Below are 23,926 nucleotides of genomic sequence, written 5' to 3'. Positions count from 1 at the left end.
ACCGACATGACCTTTCCCGGTCTGGACCGCATCGAGGCGCTGGCCCGCAACCTGGACGGCTGGCAGCGTGAGCTGGCCGGCAAGATGGCCGAGCTGGAAGACAGCAGCGCCGAGGGCGTCAGCGACTCCGGTCTGGTCCGGGTCACCGCGTCGGCGGACGGCACGATCGTCTCGACCGACGTCAACGCCCGGGCCATGCGGTTCGACTCGTACACGCTGGCCGAGGAGTTCACCGCCGCCGCAAAGCGTGCCCAGGAGGCGGCCGCCGCCCGCGTACGCGAACTGGTGGGTGAGGTCATGGCCGACGCTCCCGGCGCGAGTCAGCCCCACCCGGATCGGTACTGAGCCGATGGCGGACCTCGACTATTCCGCTCGGCTCACCCAGCTCGTCGAGCCGGGTGAGCAGGTGCTCGCCGTCGCGAAGACGGGAATCGCCCAGGGCGTCCTGCCGCCCGACCCGCCGGACCCGCAGCGACCCGAACCCTCCCGCGCCGGAGGCGTTGTCTCCGGCGTGCTGCTCAACCTGATCTCGCCGCTGGTCTCCTTTCCGGCGGGGGACCGGCTGGTCGACCGGGTCACGCACGGGGTGGCCGGTCGTGGCGCTCCCGGTTCGGCGGCGTCCACTCTCCAGTACGCCCGCCGGCCGGTGCCGCCCGCGACCTCGATCAAGGACACGATCCTCGCCGTCACCGACCAGCGGTTCCTCGTCTGCGCGTCCGGGCCGGTCAAGCTCTGGTCGAGCCAGGCCGACGACGAGCGGGCGGCAGCCGAGACGACGATCGTCTGGTCGGTGCCCCGGGCCGAGGTCGCCGCCGCCCGGGTGGGCTGGCACCGGCTCAACCCGAAGCGGCTCCGGGTGGAGTTCACCGACGGCTCGTGGTTGGCCTTCACCGTGCCGATCGCCGAGTCCGGCACGCCGCTGCGCGAGATCGCCGCGGCCCTGAGCCGCCGCTGACCCCTCAGCGGTCGTTGGGCTGGTTCGGCAGTGGCGCGGGCAGGGGCTCGTGGTGCAGCACCGACAGCCGCGACACGGCCCGGGTGAGCACCACGTACAGCCGGTGCAGCCCACGCGGCTCGGCCGCGACGATCGCGGCCGGCTCGACGACCACCACATGGTCGTACTCCAGGCCCTTGACCAGCGTCGCCGGAACCACGGTGACGCGCTCCGCGGCCGTCACGTCGTCGGCGGTCGTGGTCGCGACGCCGGCTGCGGCCAGCGCCGCGCGCAGCCCGTCGACGGCGTCGTCGGCGGCGATCACACCGACCGAGCCGTCGTGCGCGAGGGCCGCGCGCACCTCGGCCACCGTCGCCGCGGTCAGGTCGGTCACCGTCCGCACGTCCAGGCCGCCGTCGCGGCGCAACGACTCGGCCGGGGGTACGTCCACGGCGAGCGCCGGCAGCAGCAGGTTGGCGAACGCGACCACCGCCGCGGGCACCCGGAAACCGACAGTCAACGGGACCACCACGGCGTCCGGCTTGCCCAGGTGGGCCAGGGACTCGCGCCAGTCCGTCGCCGCCCACGGCGCGGTGCCCTGCGCGAGGTCACCGAGCAGGGTGACCGAGCCGTGCTCGCTGCGCCGGGCGATGGCGCGGCACTGCATCGGCGAGAGGTCCTGCGCCTCGTCCACCACCACGTGCCCGAACCCGGACGGTCGTTCCAACAGCCCGGCCGCCTCGTCGACCAGCACCGCGTCGGCGGCGGTCCAGCGGGTCGCCTTCGCGGTACGGGCCGGCTTCGCCCAGACCAGCGATGCCTGCTCGGCGTCGCTGAGCAGGCCGTCCGCCGCGGCGGCGAGCCGGGCCGGGTCGGACAGCAGGCCGTGCACCAAGCCTTCGGGGGTGAGCGCCGGCCAGACCGCGTCCAGGAAGTCGACGACCGGTCGGCACCGGCCCATCCGGCGCAGCCAGCCGTCGCTGGGCGATTCCGCCCGCCGCGCCTCGGCCTGCCGTTGCAGCAGGCTCACCACCCGCGCCCGGACCCGCTCACGGCCGGTGCCGTACGGCAGCCCCTCCCGGCGGGTCTCCTCCACGATCCGGTGCAGCGGCTCCACACCGATCCGCCACCGGAACGAGCCGTCCGACACGGTGATCGAGTCGGTCGGGGCGCCGATCTGTGCCTGCGCCGCGCGGTGCAGCACGCTCGCCATCCGCGCGTCGTGCTTGAGAGCGGCCACCGTCGGCGCCTCGACCGCCCGGACCGGCACCCGCGAGATCAGTTCCTCCACCGTGGCCTGCTCGACCTCGACCTCGCCGAGCGCCGGCAGCACCGCCGCGATGTACGACAGAAACGCCCGGTTCGGTCCGACGATCAGCACGCCAGCCCGCCGCAGCCGCTCCCGATGCAGGTAGAGCAGGTACGCGGCCCGGTGCAGGCCGACAGCCGTCTTCCCGGTCCCCGGAGCGCCCTGCACACAGATCGAGTCGGCCAGATCGGCCCGGACCAGCTCGTCCTGCTCCGGTTGGATGGTGGCGACGATGTCGCGCATCGGCCCGACGCGCGGCCGCTCGATCTCGGCGGTGAGGATCCGGCTGGTCGTACCGAGTTCCTCGCCCCGATCCAGCCGCTCGTCCTCGAAGCTGGTCAGCACCCCGTTGCTGAACCCGAACCGCCGCCGGACCGCCACCCCCTGCGGATCCCGTGCGCTGGCCCGGTAGAACGACCGGGAGATCGGCGCGCGCCAGTCCAGCACCAACGGCTCGCCGTGCTCATCGGTGACGTGCCGTCGCCCCACGTGGTACCGACGACCGTCGTGATCGCCGGTGCTCGTCGCCGGGGCGGCGCCGCCGGTCGCGTCCGCCGGATCTCCGCCGTCCGTTCCCTCGCCCTGCGGGGTTCCGGCGAAGTCGAGGCGGCCGAAGAACAGCGGCGTGGTCGGGTCGTCGGCGAGTTCCGCCACCCGGCGGGCCAGCGTGCGGCCGAGTGTCTCGGCCGCGTACGCGTCTCCGGCGACCTGGTCACCGGTCGAGAAGAGCGCTTCGGCCCGCTCCCGCATCCGTCGCAGCGCCGCCCGCGACGTGTCCAGGTGTGCGCGCTCGGACGCCAGGTCCGCATCGAGGTGGGTGTCGTCGAGGTGGGTGTCGAGGTCAAGTGCGGGCATGCTGACGTCCCATCGTTCACATCTGCTGCTCGCTCGCGTGTCCGGGGCCGGATGGCCGGCCGCCCGGCGCGGGGACGTCCGTTCCGGTGCAGCTCACCTCGGCCGTCAAGCGGGCTGCAACCCTACGCCCTTCCGACCGTTCCCTCCACCGAATTACCAGTGGTAGGTCAGGTTCACGGTCAACGCCGCCACCGCGGTGAAGAAGAACACCGCCCATCCCACAAGCTGACGGGAACCGACGCGGAGGTGCGCAACGAGCGCGCCGAGGAAGTACAGCACGAGACCAGCGGCGGCGAGTGTGCCCAGCAGTGGCACGGCGAACCCGGCCAGTAGACCCGCGGAACCCGCGGCCAGCAACGTCCCCAACACCGGTAACCACGACCTGGGCACGCGTTTCATGTCCGCCTGGGCCTTGGGATAGTCGTGGCCGATCAGGTAGGTGACGGCGGCGATGCCGGTGAAGACCGACGCGAGGATGGTGACCGTGACGTGGGCGGCGAACATCAGCTCTCCTTCGTGGTTGCGGGAAGGACGAGCCGGCGCGGTGGGGTGTGACCGCTGCCGCTGGTGACGGCCCTCAGCGCGGTGTTCGTCCGGTCGCTCGGGTGACGGGTGGCCGGTCAGCTGGCTGGCCGCAGCGAACCGAACCGTACGCCGGTGGCCTGTTCGGACAGCTCCCACAGGCGCCGGCCGTGGTCCGGGTCGGTCGCGGCCGCGGCCAGCTTGCCCGGCGCGGGGTGGCCGCGCAGCTCCGCCGGCCCGCCGGGGGCGACGAGCTGGCCTGGCCGCGCCGTGGGATCGGTGGCGGCGAACAACTGCGGCCAGGCGCCGCGCTCGACCGGCTGGGCGAGAAGGGGGTTGCCGATCCGGCCCAGCAGTACCCGCCAGATCGGGGTGGTGGCGCTGGTCTGCAGGTTCGTGTCGGTGTAGCCGGGGTGGGCGAGGATGCTTCGTAACGGGCTGCCCGCGGCGCTGAGCCGGCGGTGCAGCTCGCAGCCGAAGATCGCGTTGGCCAGCTTGGACCTGTTGTAGAAGCCCATCGGGGAGTACGCCCGCTCGCCGGTCGGGTCGGCGAAGGACGGCTTTGCCTGCCGGTGGTTGATCGAGGTGACGGTGACCACCCGCGGGTCACGGCCGGCCAGCAACAGCTCGAGCAGGAGCCCGGTGAGGGCGAAGTGTCCGAGGTGATTGGTGGCGAACTGCAGCTCGTGGCCCTGTGGGCTGAGGGTGCGCGGCGTGGCCATCACCCCGGCGTTGTTGATCAGTACGTCTACCCGGCGATGCTCGGCGTGCATCCGGTCGGCGAACCGCCGCACCGAGTCGAGGTCGGCCAGGTCGACCTGCCGTACCTCCAGGTCGACACCGGGCCGGGCGGCCACGGTGTCGGCAGCCACACGGTGGCCCTTCTCCTCGTCGCGGACGGCCAGCACCACGCGCGCGCCGCGGGCGGCGAGTGCCCGGGTGGTGACCAGGCCGAGCCCGCTCGTGGCTCCGGTGACGACGAAGGTGCGGCCGCTCAGGTCGGGGATCCGGTCCGTGGTCCAGCCATCGACAGTCATGCGTCCCACTGTGCCGTTGGTGGCACTGAGTGTCAAGAGATACGCGGGATGCCAGAGTAGGCATGACGTAGCATCGCCCAATGAGCTCCCGTGCAGACAGCACCATGGCCGAACGCAAACGTCAGCTCGTCGCCGACGAGTTGCGCGACGCCGCCCTGATGCTGCTCGCCACCAAGGGCTTCGACGCGGTGACCGTCGACGAGATCGTGGCGGCGGCCGGCATGTCGCGCCGCACCTTCTTCCGCTACTTCGCGTCCAAGGAGGACGTGGTCGTCCGGTTCCTTGCCGACATGAGCGCGGGCATCGTCGCCGAACTCGCCGCGCGCCCCCCTGCGGAGCCGCCGTCGGTCGCGTTGCGCCATGCCGTCTGGGTGCCGTTCGCCGCCTGCACCGACCGGCCTGACCACTCCGAGCGAGCCCGGGTCGTGGTCCGTCTGATCCTGGACACCCCTGCCCTGCAGGCCCGCTGGCTGGAACGCCAGATCCAGTGGCGCGCCGACCTGGCCGCCGAACTGGCCGCCCGCCGTGGCCTCGACCCGGACACCGACCCCTACCCGCGGATGGCCGCCGGGATGACCCTGCTGGCGTTGGACACGGTGCTCCGGCAGTGGCAGGCGGGTGACGACGAGCAGCACCTGGCCGAGCTGACCGACCGGGCGTTCGCCGTCGTGGCGCCGGCCCTCGACGCGCCTACCCCGTCGCACGGCGCCGGCTGAGCACCACCCCTCCCGCAGGATCCGGGGCCCTCGCCTTCGCCGCAGGCGGTGACGCCCCGTTTTCGCGCCGGGCCACGCCGGGGCGGATGCGGGCTTGGCCACTCCGGGCCGGCCCGCCGAGCCCGAGCCGGACGCCGGGGATACGGTCGGGACATGGCTGAGCGCATCGCACGCCCGCGGGTCGGGCACATCCAGTTCCTGAACTGCCTGCCGATCTACTGGGGTCTGATGCGTTCGGGTGCCCTGCTCGACGTGGACCTGCACAAGGATTCGCCGGACCGGTTGAGCGCCGCTCTCGTCGCCGGCGATCTGGACATCGGCCCGATCACGCTTGTGGAGTACCTGAAGCACTCCGAGGAGCTGCTGCTCCTGCCGGATCTGGCGGTGGGCAGCGACGGGCCGGTGCTCTCGGTCAACATCGTGTCCACGAAGCCCCTCGCCGAGCTGGACGGTTCCCGGGTGGCCCTCGGTTCGACCTCGCGTACCGGGGTGCTGCTGGCCCAGCTGCTGCTCGCCGAGCGGTACGGCGTGCATCCCGACTACTTCCGCTGTCCGCCGGACCTGACCCAGATGCTGCTGGAGGCCGACGCCGGGGTGCTGATCGGGGACGTGGCGCTGCGGGCGCTCTACGAGGCGCCGCAGCTCGGCCTGACCGTCACCGACCTCGGGCAGGCATGGCGGGAGTGGACCGGACTGCCGATGGTCTTCGCCGTCTGGGCGGTACGCCGCGACTTCGCCGCCGCCCACCCGGGCCTGGTCAAGGAGGTGCACGAGGCGTTCCTGCGCTCGCGCGACCTCTGTCTGGCCGAGCTGGACCAGGTGGCCGAGGCGGCGGCCCGGTGGGAGACGTTCGACGCCGCGACGCTGGCCACGTACTTCCGGACGCTGGACTTCTCGCTGGGTGATCGGCAGGTCGCCGGGCTGCGGGAGTTCGCCCGACGTGCCGCTGCGATCGGCGAGACACCGGCGTTGCCCGCCGGCGGCCCCGAGTTCTTCGCTGGCTGACCCGCCGGGCCGCGCTGAGCCGCGGGTCAGACGCCGGGGCGGAGCAGCGCCTCGGTGATCTTCTCGCAGTTCTTCATGCCGTAGTCGTAGCCCATGCCGATCGGGTACTTGACCATCACGCCCATCGTCCAGGTGTCGCCGATGGCCAGGCAGTTGATGTGCATCTCCTGCTCCCTGGTCCGGTCGATCCACCCGTTCTTGATGGCGATCTGCTTCTGCTCGGCAGCCGGGAACGCCTTGCGGATGCCGAAGTCACCCGCGCCGCGCACCAGTCGCATCTCGTTGAGCAGCCACGTGGTCCACTTCGGCCCGGCGGCGGTGCCGGTGGCGATGCAGTTGCCCAGGCGGGCGGTGTCGCGCGGGGAGAGCGCCGTCCGGGACCAGCCCTTGTCGGGGGCGACGCTGCTGTCGGTCAGCTTGCACATGGAGATCAGCCGCTTGATCGAGGCGTCCCGGCCCACCGAGTTGTAGAACTGCTCGGCTCGGGTGTTGTCGCTGTCCCGGATGATTTGGGTCGCGTCGGCGAGTTTCGCGTCGCTCGGCGTCTGGCCGCTGTCGGCCGCGCGACGCAGGTAGTCGGCGACGATCCAAGACTTGATCATCGAGGCGGTGGTGCTGGTCTCGCCCATGTTCTTCGAACCGATGATTTTTCCGGTCCGGCGGTCCAGCACGCTCCAGGAGTACCAGCCCTCGATGTCGAGGTTGAGATCCTTGGCCACGAATGGCAGCGGCTCCAGCGACGGGCTGGGGCTCGGCGACGGCGGGACCGGCTGGCGGGCCCTGCGGTCGGTGGCCGCACCGGTGGAGCGGTCGCTGGCCGTGTCGGACTCACCCCACTTGGCGGCAGCCGACGACTCGAACGGCGACCCCGGCAGCAGCCGTAGCGACACCAGCACCAGCCCGATCAGGATGACCGCGATGGCGACCAGCCGCAGCGGGGACGCCTCACCGCCGCCGCTTCGGTCTGCCCGGCGGTTGCCCATCAGAGCCTCCCGACCGGTTGCTGCGGCACCTTCAACGCGGCGCCCGGCTGCGGGGTGACCAACTGGGTGGCCACGCTGGCGCAGACCTGCGCGCCGTAGTCCAGCCCGTTTCGGACTGGGTAGCGCAGCATCACCGCGAGGCTCCATCTGCCGTTGACGGCCAGGCAGTTGACGTGCCAGTTGCTGTCGTAGGCGATCGGGGTCCACCCGTTCTTGATGCTGACCGGACCCTGGGCGGTGATCGACTTGGGCAGGCCGTCGATGATCCCCCAGCGGCCGCCGCCGTACGACGCCTTCTGGTCCTTGGCCGCTGTGGTGCCGCGTACCTCGCTCATCTGCTCAAGCACCCACTTGGTCCACTTCGGGCCGGCGGCCTTGCCGTCGGCGATGCAGTCCCCGAGCCGGACCGCGTCGCGGGGCGACATCCGGGTGAAGCTCCAGTAGCCGGTGTACGGCTTGACGTTGCCGCGCTTGGTGTCGGTCAGCCCGCAGATGGTGATCGCTCGCTGGATAACCGCGTCGGGCGTGCTGCTGGTCGAGGGCTTGTACGAGCCGCCGGCAGCGGCGTGGATCTTGTTGGCCGCGCCGTCGTTGCTGTCGATGATGGCGAGCCGTGCCGCCTCCTTCAACGCCGCGGACGGCTCTGTGTCCTTGAGCTGCCGCAGGTAGTCGGAAACGATCCACGCCTTGATCATCGACTCGGTGGAGCTGGTCGAGGTCATGTTCGGCGACCCGGAGATCTTGCCCGTCTGCCGGTCCATCAGCGCCCACGAGAAAAACTCGCCCTTGAAGCTCACCGCCACCGGGCCGGCGGCCAGGGTGGGCGGTGGCGGCGGTGCGGGTGCCGGCGCGGCCACGGTCGAGGCGGTGCCGCCGCCTCCGCCTCCGCCGCTGGTGTCGTCGGCCAGCCGGGCGTACGCGGTGGGAACCAGCAGGACGCCACCGAGCAGGACCGCCGCGACGGCGAGCACCAGGGTCACGCGAGATCGCATGAGTTGGGTGAGCTCCAGATGTCAGGGCCGGGGGGACCGGCTTGTTGTCCGGGGCGATCGGGTGCGATCGCCGAGGCCGGGGGAGATGGCCTCTGTGGAGACGGCGATTCTGGGCAGCCGATCGTGTGACCGCCAGAAGTCTACGTCCGGACTGGCGGCTCGCCAGAACCCGACACCTGGCAACTTGCAATGAAGACGGAATATCGGGACGGTATGCGGCTTCTGAGAGGGTTCGTCTTTTCGTCGTGAGCTAGGTCACGGCCCGTGGGTTCGCGCAACGTGAGGAACAACCGCCCATCGGTGACCGGAGGTGACTCGGGTTTCCTGTTACACCCCCTGGTGCATCAGGGTGCAAGCTGTAACACTTGTCCCCATGTATGGCAACGACTTCTCCGCGCCGGCGGACGCTGCGGACGACACCCCCGGCGGTGGCCTGCTGGGCGAGGTCGAGGCGGCCGAGGCGGAACTGCGCGCCGCCGCCGCCCGCGAGCGGCGCGGCGGACCCGCGCCGGACGAGGACCTGGCCGCGTACTTCGACGACGTCGTCGGCGCCGAGCAGAAGATCGAGCCGCGCGACTGGATGCCCGAGGCGTACCGCCGGACGCTGATCCGACAGATCGCCCAGCACGCCCACTCCGAGATCATCGGCATGCAACCGGAGGGCAACTGGATCAGCCGGGCGCCGTCGCTCAAGCGCAAGGCGATCCTGCTGGCCAAGGTGCAGGACGAGGCGGGCCACGGGCTCTACCTCTACGCCGCCGCCGAGACCCTCGGCATCAGCCGCGACGAACTGGTCCAGTTGCTCCTCGACGGGCGGCAGAAGTACAGCTCGATCTTCAACTACCCCACCCTGGGCTGGGCCGACGTGGGCGCGATCGGATGGCTGGTGGACGGCGCGGCGATCGTCAACCAGGTGCCGCTGTGCCGCTGCTCCTACGGGCCGTACGCGCGGGCGATGATCCGGGTCTGCAAGGAGGAGTCGTTCCACCAGCGCCAGGGCTACGAGATCCTGCACACCCTGGCCCACGGCACCCCCGCGCAGAAGGCGATGGCCCAGGACGCGGTCGACCGTTGGTGGTACCCGTCGCTGGCCATGTTCGGCCCGCCGGACGGCGACTCCACGCACTCCGCGCAGTCCATGGCCTGGAAGATCAAGCGTTTCTCGAACGACGACCTGCGGCAGCGCTTCGTCGACATGTGCGTCGGGCAGGCCGAGGTTCTCGGGCTGCGCATCCCCGACGAGGACCTGCGCTGGAACGAGGAGCGGCAGGCGTACGACTACACCCAGCCGGACTACGACGAGCTGATGCGGGTGATCTCCGGCAACGGGCCGTGCAACCGGGAGCGGATGGCACACCGGCGGGCCGCCCACGCCGACGGCGCGTGGGTGCGTGAGGCCGCCGCGGCGTACGCCGCCAAGCGGACGGAACAGAAGGAGAAGGTAGCGGCGTGAGCGAGCCAACCAGCAGGGAGCAGACCCCACTGTGGGAGGTCTTCGTGCGGGCCCGACGCGGACTGTCGCACACCCACGTCGGCAGCCTGCACGCCCCCGACGCCGAGCTGGCCCTGCGCAACGCCCGGGACCTCTACACCCGTCGGCAGGAGGGCGTGTCGATCTGGGTGGTGCCGGCCGGCGCGATCACCGCGTCCAGCCCGGACGAGAAGGACGCCTTCTTCGACCCGGCGGCCGACAAGGTCTACCGCCACCCCACCTTCTACGAGGTGCCGGACGGGGTGGCCCACCTGTGAACGGGCCCTTCGACTTCACCCTCGGCCTCGGTGACGACGCGTTGGTCGCGGCCCAGCGGCTGGCCGAGTGGACCACCCGCGCGCCGGAGATGGAAGAGGACATCGCGCTCGCCAACATCGCCCTCGACCAGCTCGGCGCGGCTCGCCTGCTGCTGACGTACGCGGGTGAGCTGGAGGGCGCCGGCCGCGACGAGGACGCGCTGGCGTACCTGCGCGACGACCGGGAGTTCCGCAACGCGCTCCTGGTCGAGCTGCCCAACGGCGACTTCGCGGTGACCATGGCGAAACTGTTCTTCCTCGCGGCGTACCAACTGCCGCTGTACAGCGCCTTGGCCGGCTGCGCCGACGAGCGGCTGGCCGCCATCGGCGCGAAGGCACGCAAGGAGTCGGCGTACCACCTGGACCACGGCGCGCTGTGGGTGAAGCGGCTCGGTGACGGCACCGAGGAGTCGCACCGGCGGATGCAGTCGGCTGTCGACGAGGTGTGGCCGTACACGCACGAGCTGTTCGCCGCGGATCCGGCTGCGCCGGTCGACCCGGCCACCCTGCGGCCGGCGTTCGACGACACGGTCGGCTCGGTGCTGGCCGAGGCGACGCTCACCAAACCGGAGGGTCCCTGGGCGCCGGCCGGCGGGCGCACCGGCGTGCACACCGAGCATCTGTCCTACCTGCTCGCCGAGATGCAGGTGCTGCACCGCGCGCACCCCGGAGCGCGGTGGTGAACGCGAGGAGTGCAACGCAGCCGAGCCCCGCGGTCGCGAACGAAGACGGCAGGGTGAGCGACGCGAGAACGGCCGCGGCGAGCGTGGTGGACCCGGAAATCCGGGTCATCACCATCGACGAGCTGGGCATCCTGCGAGCGGTCGAGGAGGATCCGGCCAGTGGCCGGGTCACCGTCACCATCACCCCGACCTACACCGGCTGCCCGGCGATGGACGTGATCCGGGCGGACATCCGCCGCGCGCTGGCCCGCGCCGGCCACCCGGACGCCGAGGTCCGGACCGTCTACAGCCCACCCTGGAGCACCGACTGGATCTCCGAGGGCGGCCGGGCGAAGCTCGCCACCGCCGGCATCTCCCCGCCGGCCCCGGTGCCCACCGCCGGCGTGGTGCCGCTGACCCTCGCGGTCCGCTGCCCGCAGTGCGGCTCACCGGAGACCGAGCAGGTCAGCCGGTTCGGCTCGACCGCCTGTAAGGCGCTGTGGCGCTGCCGCTCCTGCGCCGAACCCTTCGACCACCTGAAGGCGCTGTGACTGTCACCATCACCCGGCCGGTCCGCCGCCGGCCGGTCTTCCACCCGCTGCCGGTCGCCGCCGTCGACCGGCTCACCGACGACTCCGTGGCGGTCACCTTCGCCGTACCCGAGGACCTGCGGGACACTTTCGCGTTCCGCGCGGGCCAGCACCTCACGGTACGGCGAGTCGCCGAGGACGGCACGGACGTGCGCCGGTCGTACTCGATCTGCTCCACCCCGGACGACCTGGCCCGGCACGGCCGGCTGCGGATCGGGGTGCGGGAGATCCCCGGCGGCGCCTTCTCGGCGTTCGCCTGCGGCGCCCTGCGCGGCGGCGACACGGTCGAGGTGCTGCCACCGCTGGGCACCTTCACCACGGCGTTCGCGCCCGACCGGATGCGGCACTACGGCGCGGTCGTCGCCGGCTCCGGCATCACGCCGGTGCTCGCGCTGGTCGCGACCGCCCTGGCCGTCGAGCCGGCCAGCACGTTCACCCTGGTGTACGGCAACCGCACGGCGAACACGGTGATGTTCGCCGAGGAGTTGGCCGACCTGAAGGACCGCTACCCCACCCGGCTGCACCTGGTGCACGTGCTGTCCCGTGAGCAGGGCGAGTCGCCGCTGCTCTCCGGTCGGATCGACGCCGAGCGGCTGGGCCGTCTGCTGGACACGATCGTGCCGGGCGACGTCATCGAGGAGTGGTTCCTCTGCGGCCCGTACGGCATGGTGGTCGACGTCCGGGACGTGCTGACCGCGCGCGGGCTGCCCGAGTCGGCGGTACGCACCGAGCTGTTCCACGTCGACGCGCCGCCGGAGCCGGTGCGCCGCCCCGCCGACCAGGCGGGCGCCGGCACCGAGGTCACCATCGTGCTGGACGGTCGGTCGTCGAGTTTCACCATGGGCCGCGAGGAGCGGGTGCTGGACGCCGCGCTGAAGGTGCGGGGCGAGCTGCCCTACGCCTGCAAGGGCGGTGTCTGCTCGACCTGCAAGGCGAAGGTCGTCGACGGGTCGGTCACGATGGCCCGCAACTACGCCCTGGAGCCCGACGAACTGGCCGCCGGCTACGTGCTGACCTGCCAGTCCAGTCCGACCACGGACAGGCTCACGGTCGACTACGACGCATGAGGGTGCCGGACGATCGCCAGTTCGTCGAGCGGTTCGCCGAGGTCACCGGCGGTCGACGTCCCACCGGCTACGTGGAGGCGTGGGAGCAGTTCGTCGGGTTCTGCGAGGAGGGCTACGACGACGTCCTCGACGAGTACTGGTTCGATCTGAGCGTCCGGCACGCGATTGAGCAGGTGCTGACCGACGAGGGGTTGCGGGGTTTCCCGCAGATGGGCTGGTTCCGGGAACTGGTCGGGGACGCGGACGAGCGGTTCCGTGCGGTGCTCTCCGAGCAGCGGGCGCCGGTGCGGAGTGACGCGCCGTGGTGGGAGGCTTACCTGCCGGCCTGGGCGGGCCCGGTGCTCGCGGCGGAGCTACGGGACACCTACGGCATACACGTCGAGGTGCGGACCGCGCCTAGAACATGGAACGAGCGTTGCGCGGGTTGACCGGCCAAGTGCGGAGCGTGCGGTAGGCGGAACGGACAGATCCTTGTCCGGGAGCTCCGGACAGAGGTAGCCTGCAACTGCCAGGGGCATTAGCTCCATGGAAGTGGACCCGGCAGCCTTCCGGACGGTGGGTGAGCCGGGTTTCGCGCTTCCTGGCCCTCGTCATACCTGCCGCGACTCCCTAATGACGCGCTGCACAGATGTCTTCCATCGCCCACCTTTGGCCCAACACCAGGCCAGTGCGTCGGGAATGGCCAGCAAGCACTCTTCGTGAGCTCGCAGCTGGTCGTAACGGAGGTTGCTCGACATCCCCGACTTTCTCACTTGCTCGAAGAGCAGGCGCCGATCGGCTTGGAATGTCGAGTCATCCCGTTCCAGAACCAGGCGAGCTGCGTTGATCTTTGCCGCATGCTCCACGAGTGCGACGAGGCATGCCTCTCGAGCCACTCTGGCGTCGCGGTGGCCCCTCGCGTCGAGGATCACGGCATGGGCCGACAACGTGCCTAGAGCGGCGATTATCTGCCGCCGCCTGTCATCCCTCTCCTTGTGGAAGTGGATGCGACGCTGGCCGGGCAGGATCAGATCGCGAATGGTCCGGCGCGCAGCGGCCAGGTCTGCCGGAAGCACCACCGCAGCCGCGATGAGAAGCCCTCGCTCCTTCGTCTCGTCCACGAAGACATGCGCGTTCATGACGCGTGGACCTTCCTTGTGGGGCGGTCATTGGGCTTGAATCAGGCGTTGACGATGTCCCGAATGCGGTCGAGCCGCTGCTGAGGCGTCAGTACTGCCGGGTTGTTGGTGCCGATGACGTCGAGCTCTGCACGAACGTCGCAGTCGTCCGGCTGAAGCACGGCGTCGATGACCCGTGCCCGGGGCCCGCCATCACGAACGTAGATCCACACCGTCTGCCACTGGCGTGGCTCGGTGTTGAGTTCCGCTACGAGGCGCTCTGGCGGGAAAAAACCGAGGCCGGTCGCTCTGAGCGTCTCGGCGATCTCCGCCAAGACCCAACGGCCGAGCTTTCGGTAGCCCAGCTCGTCCCGTAACTCGCCGAGAGTTGCTTGCGTTAGTCCGCCGTCGGCCCGGCATCGGGCGGCGATGCCCGGAGCAGTGTCCATGTCGCTCATCCCGCCCGCCTCCTCAACTCGACCAACATATTTCCCTCTCCGCAAAAATCTGTCAAACACCGATGGATATCATATCTCGATCTTGAAAATATGTTGGACTCCGGGCGGGATCACATCAAGGTCCCGGTCCGGCCAGATGGGGTGGGGTCGACGTAGGCTCGAGGGCGTGACGGTGAGCCGGGAGATCGAGGACATCCTGCAGCGCGGCGCGGACGGCGGGCGGATCACGCCCGAGGAGGCGCTGCTGCTCTACACCGAGGCGCCCTTCCACACGTTGGGCGAGGCGGCGGACGCGGTGCGCCGACGGCGCTACCCGGACAACGTCGTCACGTACCTGATCGACCGCAACATCAACTACACGAACGTCTGCGTGACGGCGTGCAAGTTCTGCGCCTTCTACCGCGCGCCCAAGCACAGGGAAGGCTGGACCCACCCGACCGAGGAGATCCTGCGCCGGTGTGGCGAGGCGGTCGAGCTGGGCGCGACCCAGGTGATGCTCCAGGGCGGACACCACCCGGACTACGGCGTCGAGTACTACGAGGAGCTGTTCTCCTCGGTCAAGCAGGCGTACCCGCAGCTGGTCATCCACTCGATCGGCCCGAGCGAGATCCTGCACATGGCCAAGGTGTCCGGGGTGAGCCTGGACGAGGCCATCGCCCGGATCAAGACCGCCGGTCTGGACTCCATCGCGGGCGCCGGCGCGGAGATGCTGCCGGAGCGGCCGCGCAAGGCCATCGCCCCGCTCAAGGAGTCGGGTGAGCGCTGGTTGGAGGTCATGGAGCTGGCCCACCGGCAGGGCATCGAGTCGACCGCCACCATGATGATGGGCACCGGCGAGACGCACGCCGAGCGGATCGAGCACCTGCGCATGATCCGTGACGTGCAGGACCGCACCGGCGGTTTCCGGTCCTTCATCCCGTGGACGTACCAGCCGGAGAACAACCACCTCAAGGGCCGCACCCAGGCGACGACGCTGGAGTACCTGCGTCTGGTCGCGGTGGCCCGGCTCTTCTTCGAGACCGTGCCGCACCTGCAGGCGTCCTGGCTGACCACCGGCAAGGACGTCGGGCAGCTGTCGCTGCACATGGGTGTGGACGACCTCGGCTCGATCATGCTGGAGGAGAACGTCATCTCCTCGGCCGGTGCACGGCACCGCTCCAACCTGCACGAGCTGATCGGGATGATCCGCTCGGCGGACCGGATCCCCGCTCAGCGGGACACCCTCTACAACCGGCTCGCCGTGCACCACACGCCGGCCGACGACCCGACCGACGAGCGGGTGGTCTCGCACTTCTCCTCGATCGCCCTGCCGGGCGGTGGGGCGGGCAGGTCGCTGCCGCTGGTCGAGGTCAACTGACCCCGTCCGTTCGGCTGACCGGGGCTCGTGCTCCCGCCCGACCGCAGTGGCGGTACGGGTGGTCCCCGCCGTCGCAGCGCCAGGCTGTCCGGTCCGGGGGTGGTGAAGATGATCGTCGGCGGCTAGCGTCCCGGCTCGTATCCATCGCCACCGTGGATCGGCGAATCGGCGCGACTCTGCTGGTGGCGGATGGTCTGATGGTCCTGGTCGAGGGCTGTCCTCCATCGGCCCGTGAGGGTCGTTCATATAACGCACGGCGGTACGGGCGGGATGGGTGACCATCCCGCCCGTACCGTCTCGTCGGTTCGGACCGGACGGATGAAAGTGGCTGCCGGCGCTGGCGCGGGAGATCGACCTCCGATAACGTCCGCTCGGTTCCGCAACCACCCGTTCTTCCCTACCCCCGGGGGACTGATGACAGCGTTCCACCGCTCGGCCCTGGCCCGTGCCGGCGTCGTGGCCCTGCTGGCGGCCGGTGGCCTGGCCACCGTGGCCGCCCCGGCGCAGGCCGCCGACCAGGCCGACCTGGCCCTGGTGCCGCTCAGCTACGAACTGGCCAAGGGCGTCACGGCGGCGAAGGCCAAGCCGTTCAAGTTCCGGGTCGACAACAGCCGGAGCACGGTTGCCGCGAAGGGTGTCAGCTACACCGCCGACACCAGCCAGTTGAAGAGGAACAAGGTCGGCGTCGTGGTGCCGGACGGCTGCCAGGTGCAGGGCAGGACGTTCACCTGCCAGCTCGGCGACCTGCCGGCCGGCACCAGCGAGGACTTCGGCATCCCGCTGTTCTCCACCGGTGGTCGCGGTGATGCCGGCACGCTGGTCGTCACCATCACGTCGACCACCACCGACCCCGAGCGCGGCGACAACAAGGTCGAGCACGCCATCACCGTCGCCAAGCCGGGCTACGACCTGACCAGTTGGGTGCAGGACGTCCAGGCGAACGTCGTGGTGAACGGGGTTCAGGGCGACGATCCCGACCTGCGCCCGGTGCGGCGGGGCGAGACGGTGCCGCTGGACTGGGCGGTCTACAACGATGGCAGCCGCAAGGCGACGGGCATCTTCTTCGGCCTGACCCTGCCGGCGGGCGTCACCTTCGCGCAAAAGCCGGAGGGCTGCCTTGAGCAGGAGTTCCAGGGCAAGCAGCAACTGTTCTGCGAGGACGCCGGTGCGGTCGTCAAGCCCGGCGAGTACTACACCGCGGACGTCCGGGTGACGGTCGGGGACGACGTGACCGAGCCGGTGCTGCACGAGGGTGACCTCTTCGCGTACGGGCTGGACGGTGCCGAGGGGCAGCCCGAGGAGGAGCCGGAGATGGCCAGCTCCGCCCAGCGGAAGGCCTTCACCGAGGTCGACGTGGTGGACAACCACACCACCTTCGAGGCGTTCGTCGACCTGACCGCGCAGCCCACACCCACGCCGACGGCGACGCCGACCGGCACGCCCACGCCGGGCGCGACCACCTCGCCGGCCACGGGTGGTGGCGGCGCCGGCGGCGGAGGGCTGCCGGTGACCGGTGTGCAGGCCGGCCTGATCGGCGGCATCGGCGGCCTGATCCTGCTCGCGGGAGGGGCGCTGCTGGTGCTCTCCCGCCGGCGCAAGGTCGTTCTGGTCGCCCCGAGCGACGAGAAGTCGACCGACTGACCGTGGTCGACGCGAGGGCGGGGTGGGCGACCACCCCGCCCTTTCGCGTGCCCGGACCGCACCGCACGGCCCGCCGATGGCCCGGCCGCTCCCGGGGGTACGCGGACCCAGCGGTCGACGGCTGGAGCGTGGCTGGCAGAGTGGAGGGGTGAGCCGTACCCCGCAGGGCCAGCGAGCCAGTCTGGACAAGCAGCCGCACGAGGTCGCCGCGATGTTCGACGGCGTGGCGGAGCGTTACGACCTGACCAACACGGTGATCTCGCTGGGCCAGGACCGTTCCTGGCGTCGGTCCACGCGGGCGGCGCTCGGGCTGCGTCCGGGCGAGCGGGTGCTGGACGTGGGCGCGGGCACCGGCGTCTCGACCCGGGAACTCGCGCAGTCCGGGGCGTACGCGGTGGGGGCGGACCTGTCGCTCGGCATGCTGTACGCGGGCAAGCGTGCTCGTCCCGAGGTGCCGCTGCTGGCCGGGGACGCGCTGCGGCTGCCGTTCGCCGACGCCAGCTTCGACGCGGTGACCATCTCGTTCGCGCTGCGCAACGTCAACGACACCGATGCTGCCCTGCGCGAGCTGGCTCGGGTGACGCGGCCGGGTGGGCGACTGGTGGTGTGCGAGTTCAGCACCCCGGTCAATCCGGCCTTCCGGACGGTCTACCTGTCGTACCTGATGCGGTCGCTGCCGGTGGTGGCCCGCACGGTGTCGAGCAACCCGGACGCGTACGTCTATCTGGCCGAGTCGGTCCGGGCCTGGCCGGACCAGGCCGCCCTCGCCGGGCGGGTCGCGGCGGCCGGCTGGGGTCGGGTGGCGTGGCGCAACCTGACCGGTGGCGTGGTCGCCCTGCACCGGGGTATCCGCGAGTAGCAGAGGTCGGCACGGACAATATTCAGGTTTCGTGAATATCCGTCTTTAGTCCACTTTGCCCCGTACGCTCGTCCGCATGACCGGAGTAGACCGGGCGGACCCGGTGGCCGCCACCGACGATGACGCGGCCGAACTCATCGCGCAGCTCCGCGCGCTGGCCGGCGCCGATCCGGCGGAGGTTCGGCAGGTGGTCGCCGAGGTGTTGGCCGCGCTGGACCGGGCCGCCGGAGGCGCGCTGCGCGAGCATCTGCCGGAGACCATCCGGGTCGACGCGGGCCTGGACGCGCCCAGCCCGGCCTGACACCTGACTGCTGTGGACGGTCGCGAAGTGTCACATCGGCGAGTTAGGTACCCCTGAGCCTGCGCAGGTATGACGCCGGTCATACACTCGTCCCGTCTGGCTTGTGAAGCATTTCACGAGCGTGCGGGAGGAGGTGCGAATGACCGCGGTGGAACACGACGCCGACGTCATCGTCGTGGGTGCGGTCCCGGTGGATCGGCGACGGCGTACCACCTGGCCCGGCACGGCGTACGGGTGCTGCTGTTGGAGAAGACCGAGTTCCCCCGGGAAAAGGTCTGCGGCGACGGGCTGACCCCGCGCGCGGTGCGCCAGCTCATCCGGATGGGTGTGGACACCTCACCCGAGGCCGGCTGGCTGCACAACCGGGGCCTGCGGGTCATCGGCGGCGGCGTGCGCCTCGAACTGGACTGGCCGGACCTGGCGAGCTTCCCCAACTACGGGCTGGTGCGCACCCGACTGGACTTCGACGACCTGCTCGCCCAGCGGGCGGTGGCCGCCGGCGCCAAGCTGCGGACCAACGTCAACGTGCTGGGCCCCGTGCTCGACGGCGACGGCCGCGTGACCGGGGTCGAGGCGGAGGTGGGGCCCGGCAAGGAGCCGACCACCTTCCACGCCCCGTTGGTCGTGGCGGCCGACGGGGTCTCCGGTCGGTTCCCGCTCGCGCTCGGGCTGGCCAAGCGGGAGGACCGGCCGATCGGCGTGGCCGTCCGCCGCTACTACCGCTCCCCGGTCAAGCACGACGACAACTACCTGGAGTCGTGGCTGGAGCTGCGCAGCAAGGACAGCGGCGACAACCTGCTGCCCGGATACGGCTGGATCTTCGGGCTCGGTGACGGGCGGGTCAACGTCGGTCTCGGCGTCCTCAACTCGTCCTCCGCGTTCGGTAAGACCAACTACCGCCGGCTGCTCACCGACTGGCTGGCGAACACGCCCGTCGACTGGGGAATGACCGACGAGACCAACGCCGACGGCCCGATCCTCGGGGCCGCTCTGCCGATGGGCTTCAACCGGGTGCCGCACTACACCCGCGGCGTCATGCTGGTCGGTGACTCCGGCGGCATGGTCAACCCGTTCAACGGTGAGGGCATCGCGTACGCGATGGAGTCCGGCGAACTGGCGGCGGAGGTTGCGGTGCAGGCCCTCGCGCGGCCGGCCGGCCCGGAGCGCGAGCGGGCGCTGATGGCGTACCCGAACGAGCTGAAGGCCCGCCTCGGCGGCTACTACCGCCTCGGCGGCATCTTCGTGAAGCTGATCGGCCGTCCGGAGATCATGCGGATCGCCACGAAGCACGGCATGCCGCACCCGACGCTGATGCGTTTCGTGCTCAAACTGCTGGCCAATCTGACCGACCCGCGCGGCGGGGATGCGATGGACCGGGTCATCAACGCGATGACGAAGGCCGCGCCAGCCGTATAGATGAATGTGTCGGTGCTGGTCACAGCCCCGACACCGACAAAGATCGACCCCCGCCGGCAGCCCCCGGGAGGGACGTGAATAGTGTGATTTTCGTCAAGCATCGAGGGCAGGGAAGGACGAGCAGGAGAAAACGATGTCGCTCTCGCCTTACGCACCGATCATCGGGCTGTTCGCCCTCGCCGCGGCGTTCTCGCTGTTCTCCGTTGGCGCCGCCCGCTTCGCCGGTCCCCGTCGTTACAACAAGGCCAAACTCGAGGCTTACGAGTGCGGCATCGAGCCCAGCCCCCAGCCGGTCGGCGGCGGGCGGTTCCCGATCAAGTTCTACCTGACGGCGATGCTCTTCATCGTCTTCGACATCGAGATCATCTTCCTCTACCCCTGGGCGGTCACGTTCGACGCCCTGCCGATCTTCGGCTTCGTGGAGATGGTCCTGTTCATCGTCGCGGTCTTCGTCGCGTACGCCTACGTGTGGCGGCGCGGCGGCCTGGACTGGGACTGAGGAAGGAACGTCAGATGGGCATCGAGGAGAAGCTTCCCGCCGGCGTCCTGCTCACCTCGGTGGAGAAGCTGGTCAACTGGTCCCGGAAGTCGTCCGTGTGGGGCGCGACCTTCGGCCTGGCCTGCTGCGCCATCGAGATGATGGCCGCCGGTGGTCCGCACTACGACATGGGTCGCTGGGGTATGGAGGTCTTCCGGGCCTCGCCCCGGCAGGCCGACCTGATGATCGTCGCCGGCCGGGTGAGTCAGAAGATGGCCCCGGTGCTGCGGCAGATCTACGACCAGATGGCCGAGCCCCGCTGGGTGCTCTCGATGGGCGTCTGCGCCAGCAGCGGCGGCATGTTCAACAACTACGCGATCGTGCAGGGCGTCGACCACGTGGTGCCTGTCGACATGTACCTGCCCGGCTGCCCGCCCCGGCCCGAGATGCTCATCGACGCGATCCTCAAGCTCCGCGAGAAGATCATGTACGAGCCGCTGGGCCCGAACGGCCGCAAGATGCTGGCGGCCCGTCAGGAGCGTGGCGACGTCCCGGTCGTCCCCTACGGCTCCATGCCGTCGTCGTACCGCAGCGACAAGGCCCGCCGCGCCGAGTGGACCCGCGCGGTCCGCGAGGGCCGCGAGGAGCAGCTGCGCATCGAGAACTGGATGAATGCCCAGAACCACCTCCACCCGCAGGGGGGACCCAGGTGAGCGCGAGGAGTGCGGCGAAGCGGAGCCCCGCAGTCGCGAACGGAGGGCAGGCTCGGTGACCGCACCCAACGACAAGAACAACGACGGCGGGGTGCCGCTGCCGGTGGTCCCGGCCGGTGCCAGCAGCACCGCCCCGGCCGAGTACCCGCCGGCCAGCCCGGCCGGTCGCGGAATGTTCGGCAACCAGGGCAGCGGTGACGTGTCCGGCTACGGCGGCCTGGTCCGCCAGCGCCAGCCGATCGAGGAGGCCGCCCGCCCGTACGGCGGCTACTTCGACGAGGTGCGCGACGCGCTGGAGGAGGCGTACCCCGCCTTCTCCGACGCGATCGAGAAGGTCGTGGTCGACCGCGGTGAGCTGACCCTGCACGTACGCCCGGAGCGAATCGCCGAGGTCTGCCAGGTGATGCGCGACGATTTGGCGCTGCGCTTCGAGCTGTGCTCCTCGGTGTCCGGTGTGGACTACCTCGGCGCCGACGAGCGTCGGCTGCACGTGGTCTACCAGCTCACCTCGATGACCTACCGACGTCGGGTTCGACTGGAGGCCGCGGTCTCGTCGAAGCCCCGCACCTGCCCAGCGTCACGGCGGTCTACCCGACCGCCGACTGGCAGGAGCGGGAGGCGTACGACATGTTCGGCGTCGTCTTCGACGGCCACCCCAACCTCACCCGGGTCCTCATGCCGGACGACTGGGAGGGCCACCCGCAGCGCAAGGACTATCCGCTCGGCGGCGTTCCCGTCGAGTACAAGGGCGCGGAAATTCCACCGCCGGACCGTAGGAGGTCCTACCAGTGAGCGCGAGGAGTGAGCTTGCGAGCCCCGCAGTCGTGAACGGAGGGCGGGCACTGTGACCACGTCGAACTACGCGACCGAGCGCGAGACCACCGAGGGTCGGGTCTTCACCGTTACCGGTGGCGACTGGGACACGATCGTCTCGGGCACCGACCCGATCAACGACGAGCGCATCGTGGTCAACATGGGTCCGCAGCACCCGTCCACGCACGGGGTGCTGCGGCTGATCCTGGAGCTGGAGGGCGAGACGGTCCGCGAGGCCCGTTCCGTCGTCGGCTACCTGCACACCGGCATCGAGAAGAACCTCGAATACCGCAACTGGGTGCAGGGTTCGACGTTCGTGACCCGGATGGACTACCTCGCCCCGCTCTTCAACGAGACGGCGTACTCGCTGGCGGTCGAGAAGCTGCTCGGCATCACCGACGACATCACCGAGCGGGCCACCACCATCCGGGTGCTGATGATGGAGCTCAACCGGATCTCGTCGCACCTGGTCTGGCTGGCCACCACCGGCATGGAGCTGGGCGCGATCTCGATCATGCTGTACGGCTTCCGGGAGCGGGAGTACATCCTCGACATCTTCGAGACCATCACCGGCCTGCGGATGAACCACGCGTACGTCCGGCCGGGCGGTGTGGCGCAGGACGTTCCGGACGAGGCGATCGTCAAGATCCGCGAGTTCCTGAAGATGATGCCGAAGAAGCTCAAGGAGTACGAGGACCTCCTCTCCGGCCAGCCGATCTGGATCGAGCGCACGAAGAACGTGGCGGTGCTGGACGTGACCGGTTGCGTGGCGCTCGGCGTCACCGGCCCGGTGCTGCGTTCCGCCGGCCTCGCCTGGGACCTGCGCAAGACCATGCCGTACTGCGGCTACGAGACGTACGAGTTCGACGTGCCGACCCACCCCGACGGTGACGTGTGGGGCCGCTACCAGGTGCGCCTCGCCGAGATCCGCGAGTCGATGAAGCTGGTCGAACAGGCACTGGACCGGCTGCGGCCGGGCCCGGTGATGGTCGCCGACCGCAAGATCGCGTGGCCGGCGCAGCTGGCCATCGGCGTGGACGGCATGGGCAACTCGCTGGAGCACGTCGCGAAGATCATGGGTCAGTCGATGGAGTCGCTGATCCACCACTTCAAGCTCGTCACCGAGGGCTTCCGGGTCCCGCCCGGCCAGGTGTACGTCGGCATCGAGTCGCCGCGCGGCGAGTTGGGCGTGCACGCGGTCTCCGACGGCGGCACGCGGCCGTACCGGGTGCACTACCGGGAGCCGAGCTTCGTCAACCTCCAGGCCCTCCCGGCGATGGCCGAGGGCGGCCTGATCGCCGACGTGATCGCCGGCGGCGCCTCGCTGGACCCCGTGATGGGTGGTTGTGACCGATGAGCGTTGTTTTCACTGACGAGACCCGGGAGCGGGCGCGCGACATCATCGCCCGTTACCCGGCGGACCGGTCCCGCTCGGCGCTGCTGCCGCTGCTGCACCTGGTCCAGGCCGAGGAGGGGTACGTCTCCCCGGCCGGTGTCGCGTTCTGCGCCGAGGTGCTCGGGCTGAACAAGGCCCAGGTCGGCGCGGTGGCCACCTTCTACACCATGTACAAGCGCAAGCCGACCGGTGACTTCCTGGTCAGCGTCTGCACCAACACGATGTGCAACGTGCTCGGTGGCCAGGAGGTCTACGACACCCTCTCCGAGCACCTGGGTGTCGGGCACGACGAGACCACCGCCGACGGCACGATCACGTTGGAGCACGCCGAGTGCCTGGCGGCGTGCGACTACGGCCCGGTGATGACCGTCAACTACGACTTCTTCGACGGGGTGGACCCGTCGACGGCGGTCGGTGTGGTCGACGAACTGCGCGCGGGCGGGCGGCCGATGCCGACCCGTGGCGCGCGGCTCTGCACGCTCAAGGAGATGGCGGTGCAGCTCGCCGGTTTCGCCGACGAGCGTGACGGCGCGGTCGCCGACGGCGGGCCGGGCGAGCCCACCCTGCGCGGGCTGCGGCTGGCGCAGCAGCACGGCGTCTCGGTGCCGGGCTTCGACCCGAACACCCCGATCCGCAGCAAGGCCGAGGCGGACCGCGCCGCCGCCGAGGCGAAGGCGAAGGCGGAGGCGGCCAAGCCCGCTCCGGCTGAGGCCGCGGCAGCCCCGGTGAAGGGCGGCGACGGGGCGTCCGCCCCGACGGGGGACGCCGGTGTTGCCGAGAAGGCCGAGCCGACGACCGTGACCGGCAGCACCGCACCGGACGTGAAGGCGCCGGACGACAAGTCGCCGCAGGTGCGTACCGCCGAGACCCGGCAGCCGGACGCGGGCACTGCCGCGCCGGACGCCCTGGCACCAAGGTCCCGGCGGACGGCACCGGC

Annotated in this window: 25 protein-coding genes and 2 pseudogenes; 20 read left to right on the top strand and 7 right to left on the bottom strand. The window is 70.5% G+C overall.

Translation table 11 applies throughout. The features are described 5' to 3' along the window. The first annotated feature begins 6 nt into the window (after nt 1-6). Complete coding sequence (locus JNW91_RS11045; RefSeq protein ID WP_203174786.1) at nt 7-345, top strand: YbaB/EbfC family nucleoid-associated protein; 339 nt, start codon at nt 7-9, stop codon at nt 343-345. A gap of 4 nt (nt 346-349) precedes the next feature. Beyond that, entirely contained in the window at nt 350-955 is a 606-nt protein-coding gene (locus JNW91_RS11040; RefSeq protein ID WP_203174785.1) for a hypothetical protein, read from the top strand. A 4-nt stretch (nt 956-959) separates the two neighbouring features. Here JNW91_RS11040 and JNW91_RS11035 read toward each other — a convergent pair whose 3' ends face one another. The 3 genes from JNW91_RS11035 to JNW91_RS11025 form a co-directional block, all read right to left on the bottom strand. Then, nucleotides 960-3,098: a HelD family protein gene (locus JNW91_RS11035; RefSeq protein WP_203174784.1), complete on the bottom strand. Its 2,139-nt coding sequence runs from the start codon at nt 3,096-3,098 to the stop codon at nt 960-962. Nucleotides 3,099-3,251: 153 nt separating this feature from the next. Next, entirely contained in the window at nt 3,252-3,602 is a 351-nt protein-coding gene (locus JNW91_RS11030; protein WP_203174783.1) for a DoxX family protein, read from the bottom strand. Between the two features lie 116 nt (nt 3,603-3,718). After that, the gene (locus JNW91_RS11025) at nt 3,719-4,657 is read right to left on the bottom strand and encodes an oxidoreductase (RefSeq protein ID WP_203174782.1); all 939 of its coding nucleotides are present in this window, start codon (nt 4,655-4,657) and stop codon (nt 3,719-3,721) included. 80 nt (nt 4,658-4,737) lie between these two features. Between JNW91_RS11025 and JNW91_RS11020 the strand changes: the two genes are divergently transcribed. Both JNW91_RS11020 and JNW91_RS11015 read left to right on the top strand, forming a co-directional pair. After that, complete coding sequence (locus tag JNW91_RS11020; protein ID WP_203174781.1) at nt 4,738-5,373, top strand: acyl-CoA-like ligand-binding transcription factor; 636 nt, start codon at nt 4,738-4,740, stop codon at nt 5,371-5,373. A gap of 153 nt (nt 5,374-5,526) precedes the next feature. Then, nucleotides 5,527-6,378: a menaquinone biosynthetic enzyme MqnA/MqnD family protein gene (locus JNW91_RS11015; protein WP_203174780.1), complete on the top strand. Its 852-nt coding sequence runs from the start codon at nt 5,527-5,529 to the stop codon at nt 6,376-6,378. Between the two features lie 26 nt (nt 6,379-6,404). Here JNW91_RS11015 and JNW91_RS11010 read toward each other — a convergent pair whose 3' ends face one another. Both JNW91_RS11010 and JNW91_RS11005 read right to left on the bottom strand, forming a co-directional pair. Beyond that, nucleotides 6,405-7,361 carry a serine hydrolase gene (locus JNW91_RS11010; protein WP_203174779.1) on the bottom strand — a complete coding sequence of 319 codons (957 nt, stop codon included), beginning with the start codon at nt 7,359-7,361 and terminating at the stop codon, nt 6,405-6,407. Beyond that, a complete protein-coding gene (locus JNW91_RS11005) occupies nt 7,361-8,353 on the bottom strand; it encodes a serine hydrolase (RefSeq protein WP_203174778.1) in 993 nt (330 codons plus the stop codon). Before JNW91_RS11005 ends, JNW91_RS11010 begins: the two co-directional genes overlap by 1 nt. Before the next feature lie 373 nt (nt 8,354-8,726). On the opposite strand from JNW91_RS11005, the gene paaA reads away from it, so the two are divergent. The 6 genes from paaA to JNW91_RS10975 are packed head-to-tail and all read left to right on the top strand — an operon-like array spanning nt 8,727 to nt 12,888. After that, a complete protein-coding gene (paaA, locus tag JNW91_RS11000; RefSeq protein ID WP_203174777.1) occupies nt 8,727-9,806 on the top strand; it encodes a 1,2-phenylacetyl-CoA epoxidase subunit PaaA in 1,080 nt (359 codons plus the stop codon). Then, complete coding sequence (gene paaB, locus JNW91_RS10995; protein WP_203174776.1) at nt 9,803-10,102, top strand: 1,2-phenylacetyl-CoA epoxidase subunit PaaB; 300 nt, start codon at nt 9,803-9,805, stop codon at nt 10,100-10,102. The genes paaA and paaB overlap by 4 nt, the downstream gene beginning before the upstream one ends. After that, entirely contained in the window at nt 10,099-10,824 is a 726-nt protein-coding gene (gene paaC, locus JNW91_RS10990) for a 1,2-phenylacetyl-CoA epoxidase subunit PaaC (RefSeq protein WP_203174775.1), read from the top strand. The genes paaB and paaC overlap by 4 nt, the downstream gene beginning before the upstream one ends. A gap of 53 nt (nt 10,825-10,877) precedes the next feature. Beyond that, nucleotides 10,878-11,354 (top strand): 1,2-phenylacetyl-CoA epoxidase subunit PaaD, encoded by a 477-nt coding sequence (paaD, locus tag JNW91_RS10985; RefSeq protein ID WP_203174774.1) that lies wholly within the window; start codon nt 10,878-10,880, stop codon nt 11,352-11,354. After that, nucleotides 11,351-12,460 carry a 1,2-phenylacetyl-CoA epoxidase subunit PaaE gene (gene paaE, locus JNW91_RS10980; protein WP_203174773.1) on the top strand — a complete coding sequence of 370 codons (1,110 nt, stop codon included), beginning with the start codon at nt 11,351-11,353 and terminating at the stop codon, nt 12,458-12,460. The genes paaD and paaE overlap by 4 nt, the downstream gene beginning before the upstream one ends. Beyond that, nucleotides 12,457-12,888: a hypothetical protein gene (locus tag JNW91_RS10975; RefSeq protein ID WP_203174772.1), complete on the top strand. Its 432-nt coding sequence runs from the start codon at nt 12,457-12,459 to the stop codon at nt 12,886-12,888. Before paaE ends, JNW91_RS10975 begins: the two co-directional genes overlap by 4 nt. Before the next feature lie 162 nt (nt 12,889-13,050). Here JNW91_RS10975 and JNW91_RS10970 read toward each other — a convergent pair whose 3' ends face one another. Together JNW91_RS10970 and JNW91_RS10965 are read right to left on the bottom strand one after the other, a co-directional pair. Beyond that, on the bottom strand, nt 13,051-13,578 hold the full coding sequence (locus JNW91_RS10970) for a hypothetical protein (RefSeq protein ID WP_203174771.1): 528 nt from the start codon (nt 13,576-13,578) through the stop codon (nt 13,051-13,053). Between the two features lie 41 nt (nt 13,579-13,619). After that, nucleotides 13,620-14,015 (bottom strand): hypothetical protein, encoded by a 396-nt coding sequence (locus tag JNW91_RS10965; RefSeq protein WP_203174770.1) that lies wholly within the window; start codon nt 14,013-14,015, stop codon nt 13,620-13,622. Nucleotides 14,016-14,181: 166 nt separating this feature from the next. On the opposite strand from JNW91_RS10965, the gene mqnC reads away from it, so the two are divergent. The 10 genes and pseudogenes from mqnC to nuoE all read left to right on the top strand — a co-directional run. Beyond that, nucleotides 14,182-15,372, top strand: coding sequence for a cyclic dehypoxanthinyl futalosine synthase (gene mqnC, locus JNW91_RS10960; protein ID WP_203174769.1), 1,191 nt, complete (start codon nt 14,182-14,184; stop codon nt 15,370-15,372). Between the two features lie 414 nt (nt 15,373-15,786). After that, nucleotides 15,787-17,013, top strand: a complete 1,227-nt coding sequence (locus JNW91_RS10955) for an LPXTG cell wall anchor domain-containing protein (RefSeq protein ID WP_203174768.1) — start codon at nt 15,787-15,789, stop codon at nt 17,011-17,013. Nucleotides 17,014-17,161: 148 nt separating this feature from the next. Next, nucleotides 17,162-17,872, top strand: coding sequence for a demethylmenaquinone methyltransferase (locus JNW91_RS10950; protein WP_203174802.1), 711 nt, complete (start codon nt 17,162-17,164; stop codon nt 17,870-17,872). Between the two features lie 76 nt (nt 17,873-17,948). Beyond that, on the top strand, nt 17,949-18,173 hold the full coding sequence (locus JNW91_RS10945) for a hypothetical protein (RefSeq protein WP_203174767.1): 225 nt from the start codon (nt 17,949-17,951) through the stop codon (nt 18,171-18,173). A gap of 139 nt (nt 18,174-18,312) precedes the next feature. Continuing rightward, nucleotides 18,313-19,589: pseudogene (locus tag JNW91_RS10940) on the top strand (geranylgeranyl reductase family protein). Between the two features lie 133 nt (nt 19,590-19,722). Then, nucleotides 19,723-20,088 carry an NADH-quinone oxidoreductase subunit A gene (locus JNW91_RS10935; RefSeq protein WP_110565037.1) on the top strand — a complete coding sequence of 122 codons (366 nt, stop codon included), beginning with the start codon at nt 19,723-19,725 and terminating at the stop codon, nt 20,086-20,088. Nucleotides 20,089-20,102: 14 nt separating this feature from the next. Further along, the gene (locus JNW91_RS10930; RefSeq protein ID WP_203174766.1) at nt 20,103-20,780 is read left to right on the top strand and encodes a NuoB/complex I 20 kDa subunit family protein; all 678 of its coding nucleotides are present in this window, start codon (nt 20,103-20,105) and stop codon (nt 20,778-20,780) included. Between the two features lie 55 nt (nt 20,781-20,835). Beyond that, nucleotides 20,836-21,572 (top strand): annotated as a pseudogene (locus tag JNW91_RS10925) (NADH-quinone oxidoreductase subunit C). 52 nt (nt 21,573-21,624) lie between these two features. Continuing rightward, a complete protein-coding gene (locus JNW91_RS10920; protein WP_203174765.1) occupies nt 21,625-22,950 on the top strand; it encodes an NADH-quinone oxidoreductase subunit D in 1,326 nt (441 codons plus the stop codon). After that, on the top strand, nt 22,947-23,926 hold a 980-nt coding region (gene nuoE / locus JNW91_RS10915; RefSeq protein ID WP_238424764.1), incomplete at its 3' end, for an NADH-quinone oxidoreductase subunit NuoE. The genes JNW91_RS10920 and nuoE, both read left to right, overlap by 4 nt.

It is taken from the genome of Micromonospora parastrephiae (assembly GCF_016802865.1).
In the GTDB taxonomy this organism is placed as follows: domain Bacteria; phylum Actinomycetota; class Actinomycetes; order Mycobacteriales; family Micromonosporaceae; genus Micromonospora; species Micromonospora parastrephiae.
The sequence above is the reverse complement of the archived record's forward strand: the minus strand, read 5'-3'. Positions and strand labels throughout refer to the sequence as shown.

Coding starts and splice junctions, on each gene's coding strand:
- JNW91_RS10965 (WP_203174770.1), bottom strand. CDS start 14,015: ATGAGCGACATGGACACTGCTCCGGGCATCGCCGCCCGATGCCGGGCC.
- JNW91_RS10975 (WP_203174772.1), top strand. CDS start 12,457: ATGAGGGTGCCGGACGATCGCCAGTTCGTCGAGCGGTTCGCCGAGGTC.
- JNW91_RS10945 (WP_203174767.1), top strand. CDS start 17,949: ATGACCGGAGTAGACCGGGCGGACCCGGTGGCCGCCACCGACGATGAC.
- JNW91_RS10970 (WP_203174771.1), bottom strand. CDS start 13,578: ATGAACGCGCATGTCTTCGTGGACGAGACGAAGGAGCGAGGGCTTCTC.
- JNW91_RS11010 (WP_203174779.1), bottom strand. CDS start 7,361: ATGGGCAACCGCCGGGCAGACCGAAGCGGCGGCGGTGAGGCGTCCCCG.
- JNW91_RS11025 (WP_203174782.1), bottom strand. CDS start 4,657: ATGACTGTCGATGGCTGGACCACGGACCGGATCCCCGACCTGAGCGGC.
- paaA (WP_203174777.1), top strand. CDS start 8,727: ATGTATGGCAACGACTTCTCCGCGCCGGCGGACGCTGCGGACGACACC.
- JNW91_RS11030 (WP_203174783.1), bottom strand. CDS start 3,602: ATGTTCGCCGCCCACGTCACGGTCACCATCCTCGCGTCGGTCTTCACC.
- JNW91_RS10935 (WP_110565037.1), top strand. CDS start 19,723: ATGTCGCTCTCGCCTTACGCACCGATCATCGGGCTGTTCGCCCTCGCC.
- JNW91_RS11035 (WP_203174784.1), bottom strand. CDS start 3,098: ATGCCCGCACTTGACCTCGACACCCACCTCGACGACACCCACCTCGAT.
- JNW91_RS10955 (WP_203174768.1), top strand. CDS start 15,787: ATGACAGCGTTCCACCGCTCGGCCCTGGCCCGTGCCGGCGTCGTGGCC.
- JNW91_RS10930 (WP_203174766.1), top strand. CDS start 20,103: ATGGGCATCGAGGAGAAGCTTCCCGCCGGCGTCCTGCTCACCTCGGTG.
- JNW91_RS11040 (WP_203174785.1), top strand. CDS start 350: ATGGCGGACCTCGACTATTCCGCTCGGCTCACCCAGCTCGTCGAGCCG.
- JNW91_RS11015 (WP_203174780.1), top strand. CDS start 5,527: ATGGCTGAGCGCATCGCACGCCCGCGGGTCGGGCACATCCAGTTCCTG.
- JNW91_RS11045 (WP_203174786.1), top strand. CDS start 7: ATGACCTTTCCCGGTCTGGACCGCATCGAGGCGCTGGCCCGCAACCTG.
- JNW91_RS11005 (WP_203174778.1), bottom strand. CDS start 8,353: ATGCGATCTCGCGTGACCCTGGTGCTCGCCGTCGCGGCGGTCCTGCTC.
- JNW91_RS11020 (WP_203174781.1), top strand. CDS start 4,738: ATGAGCTCCCGTGCAGACAGCACCATGGCCGAACGCAAACGTCAGCTC.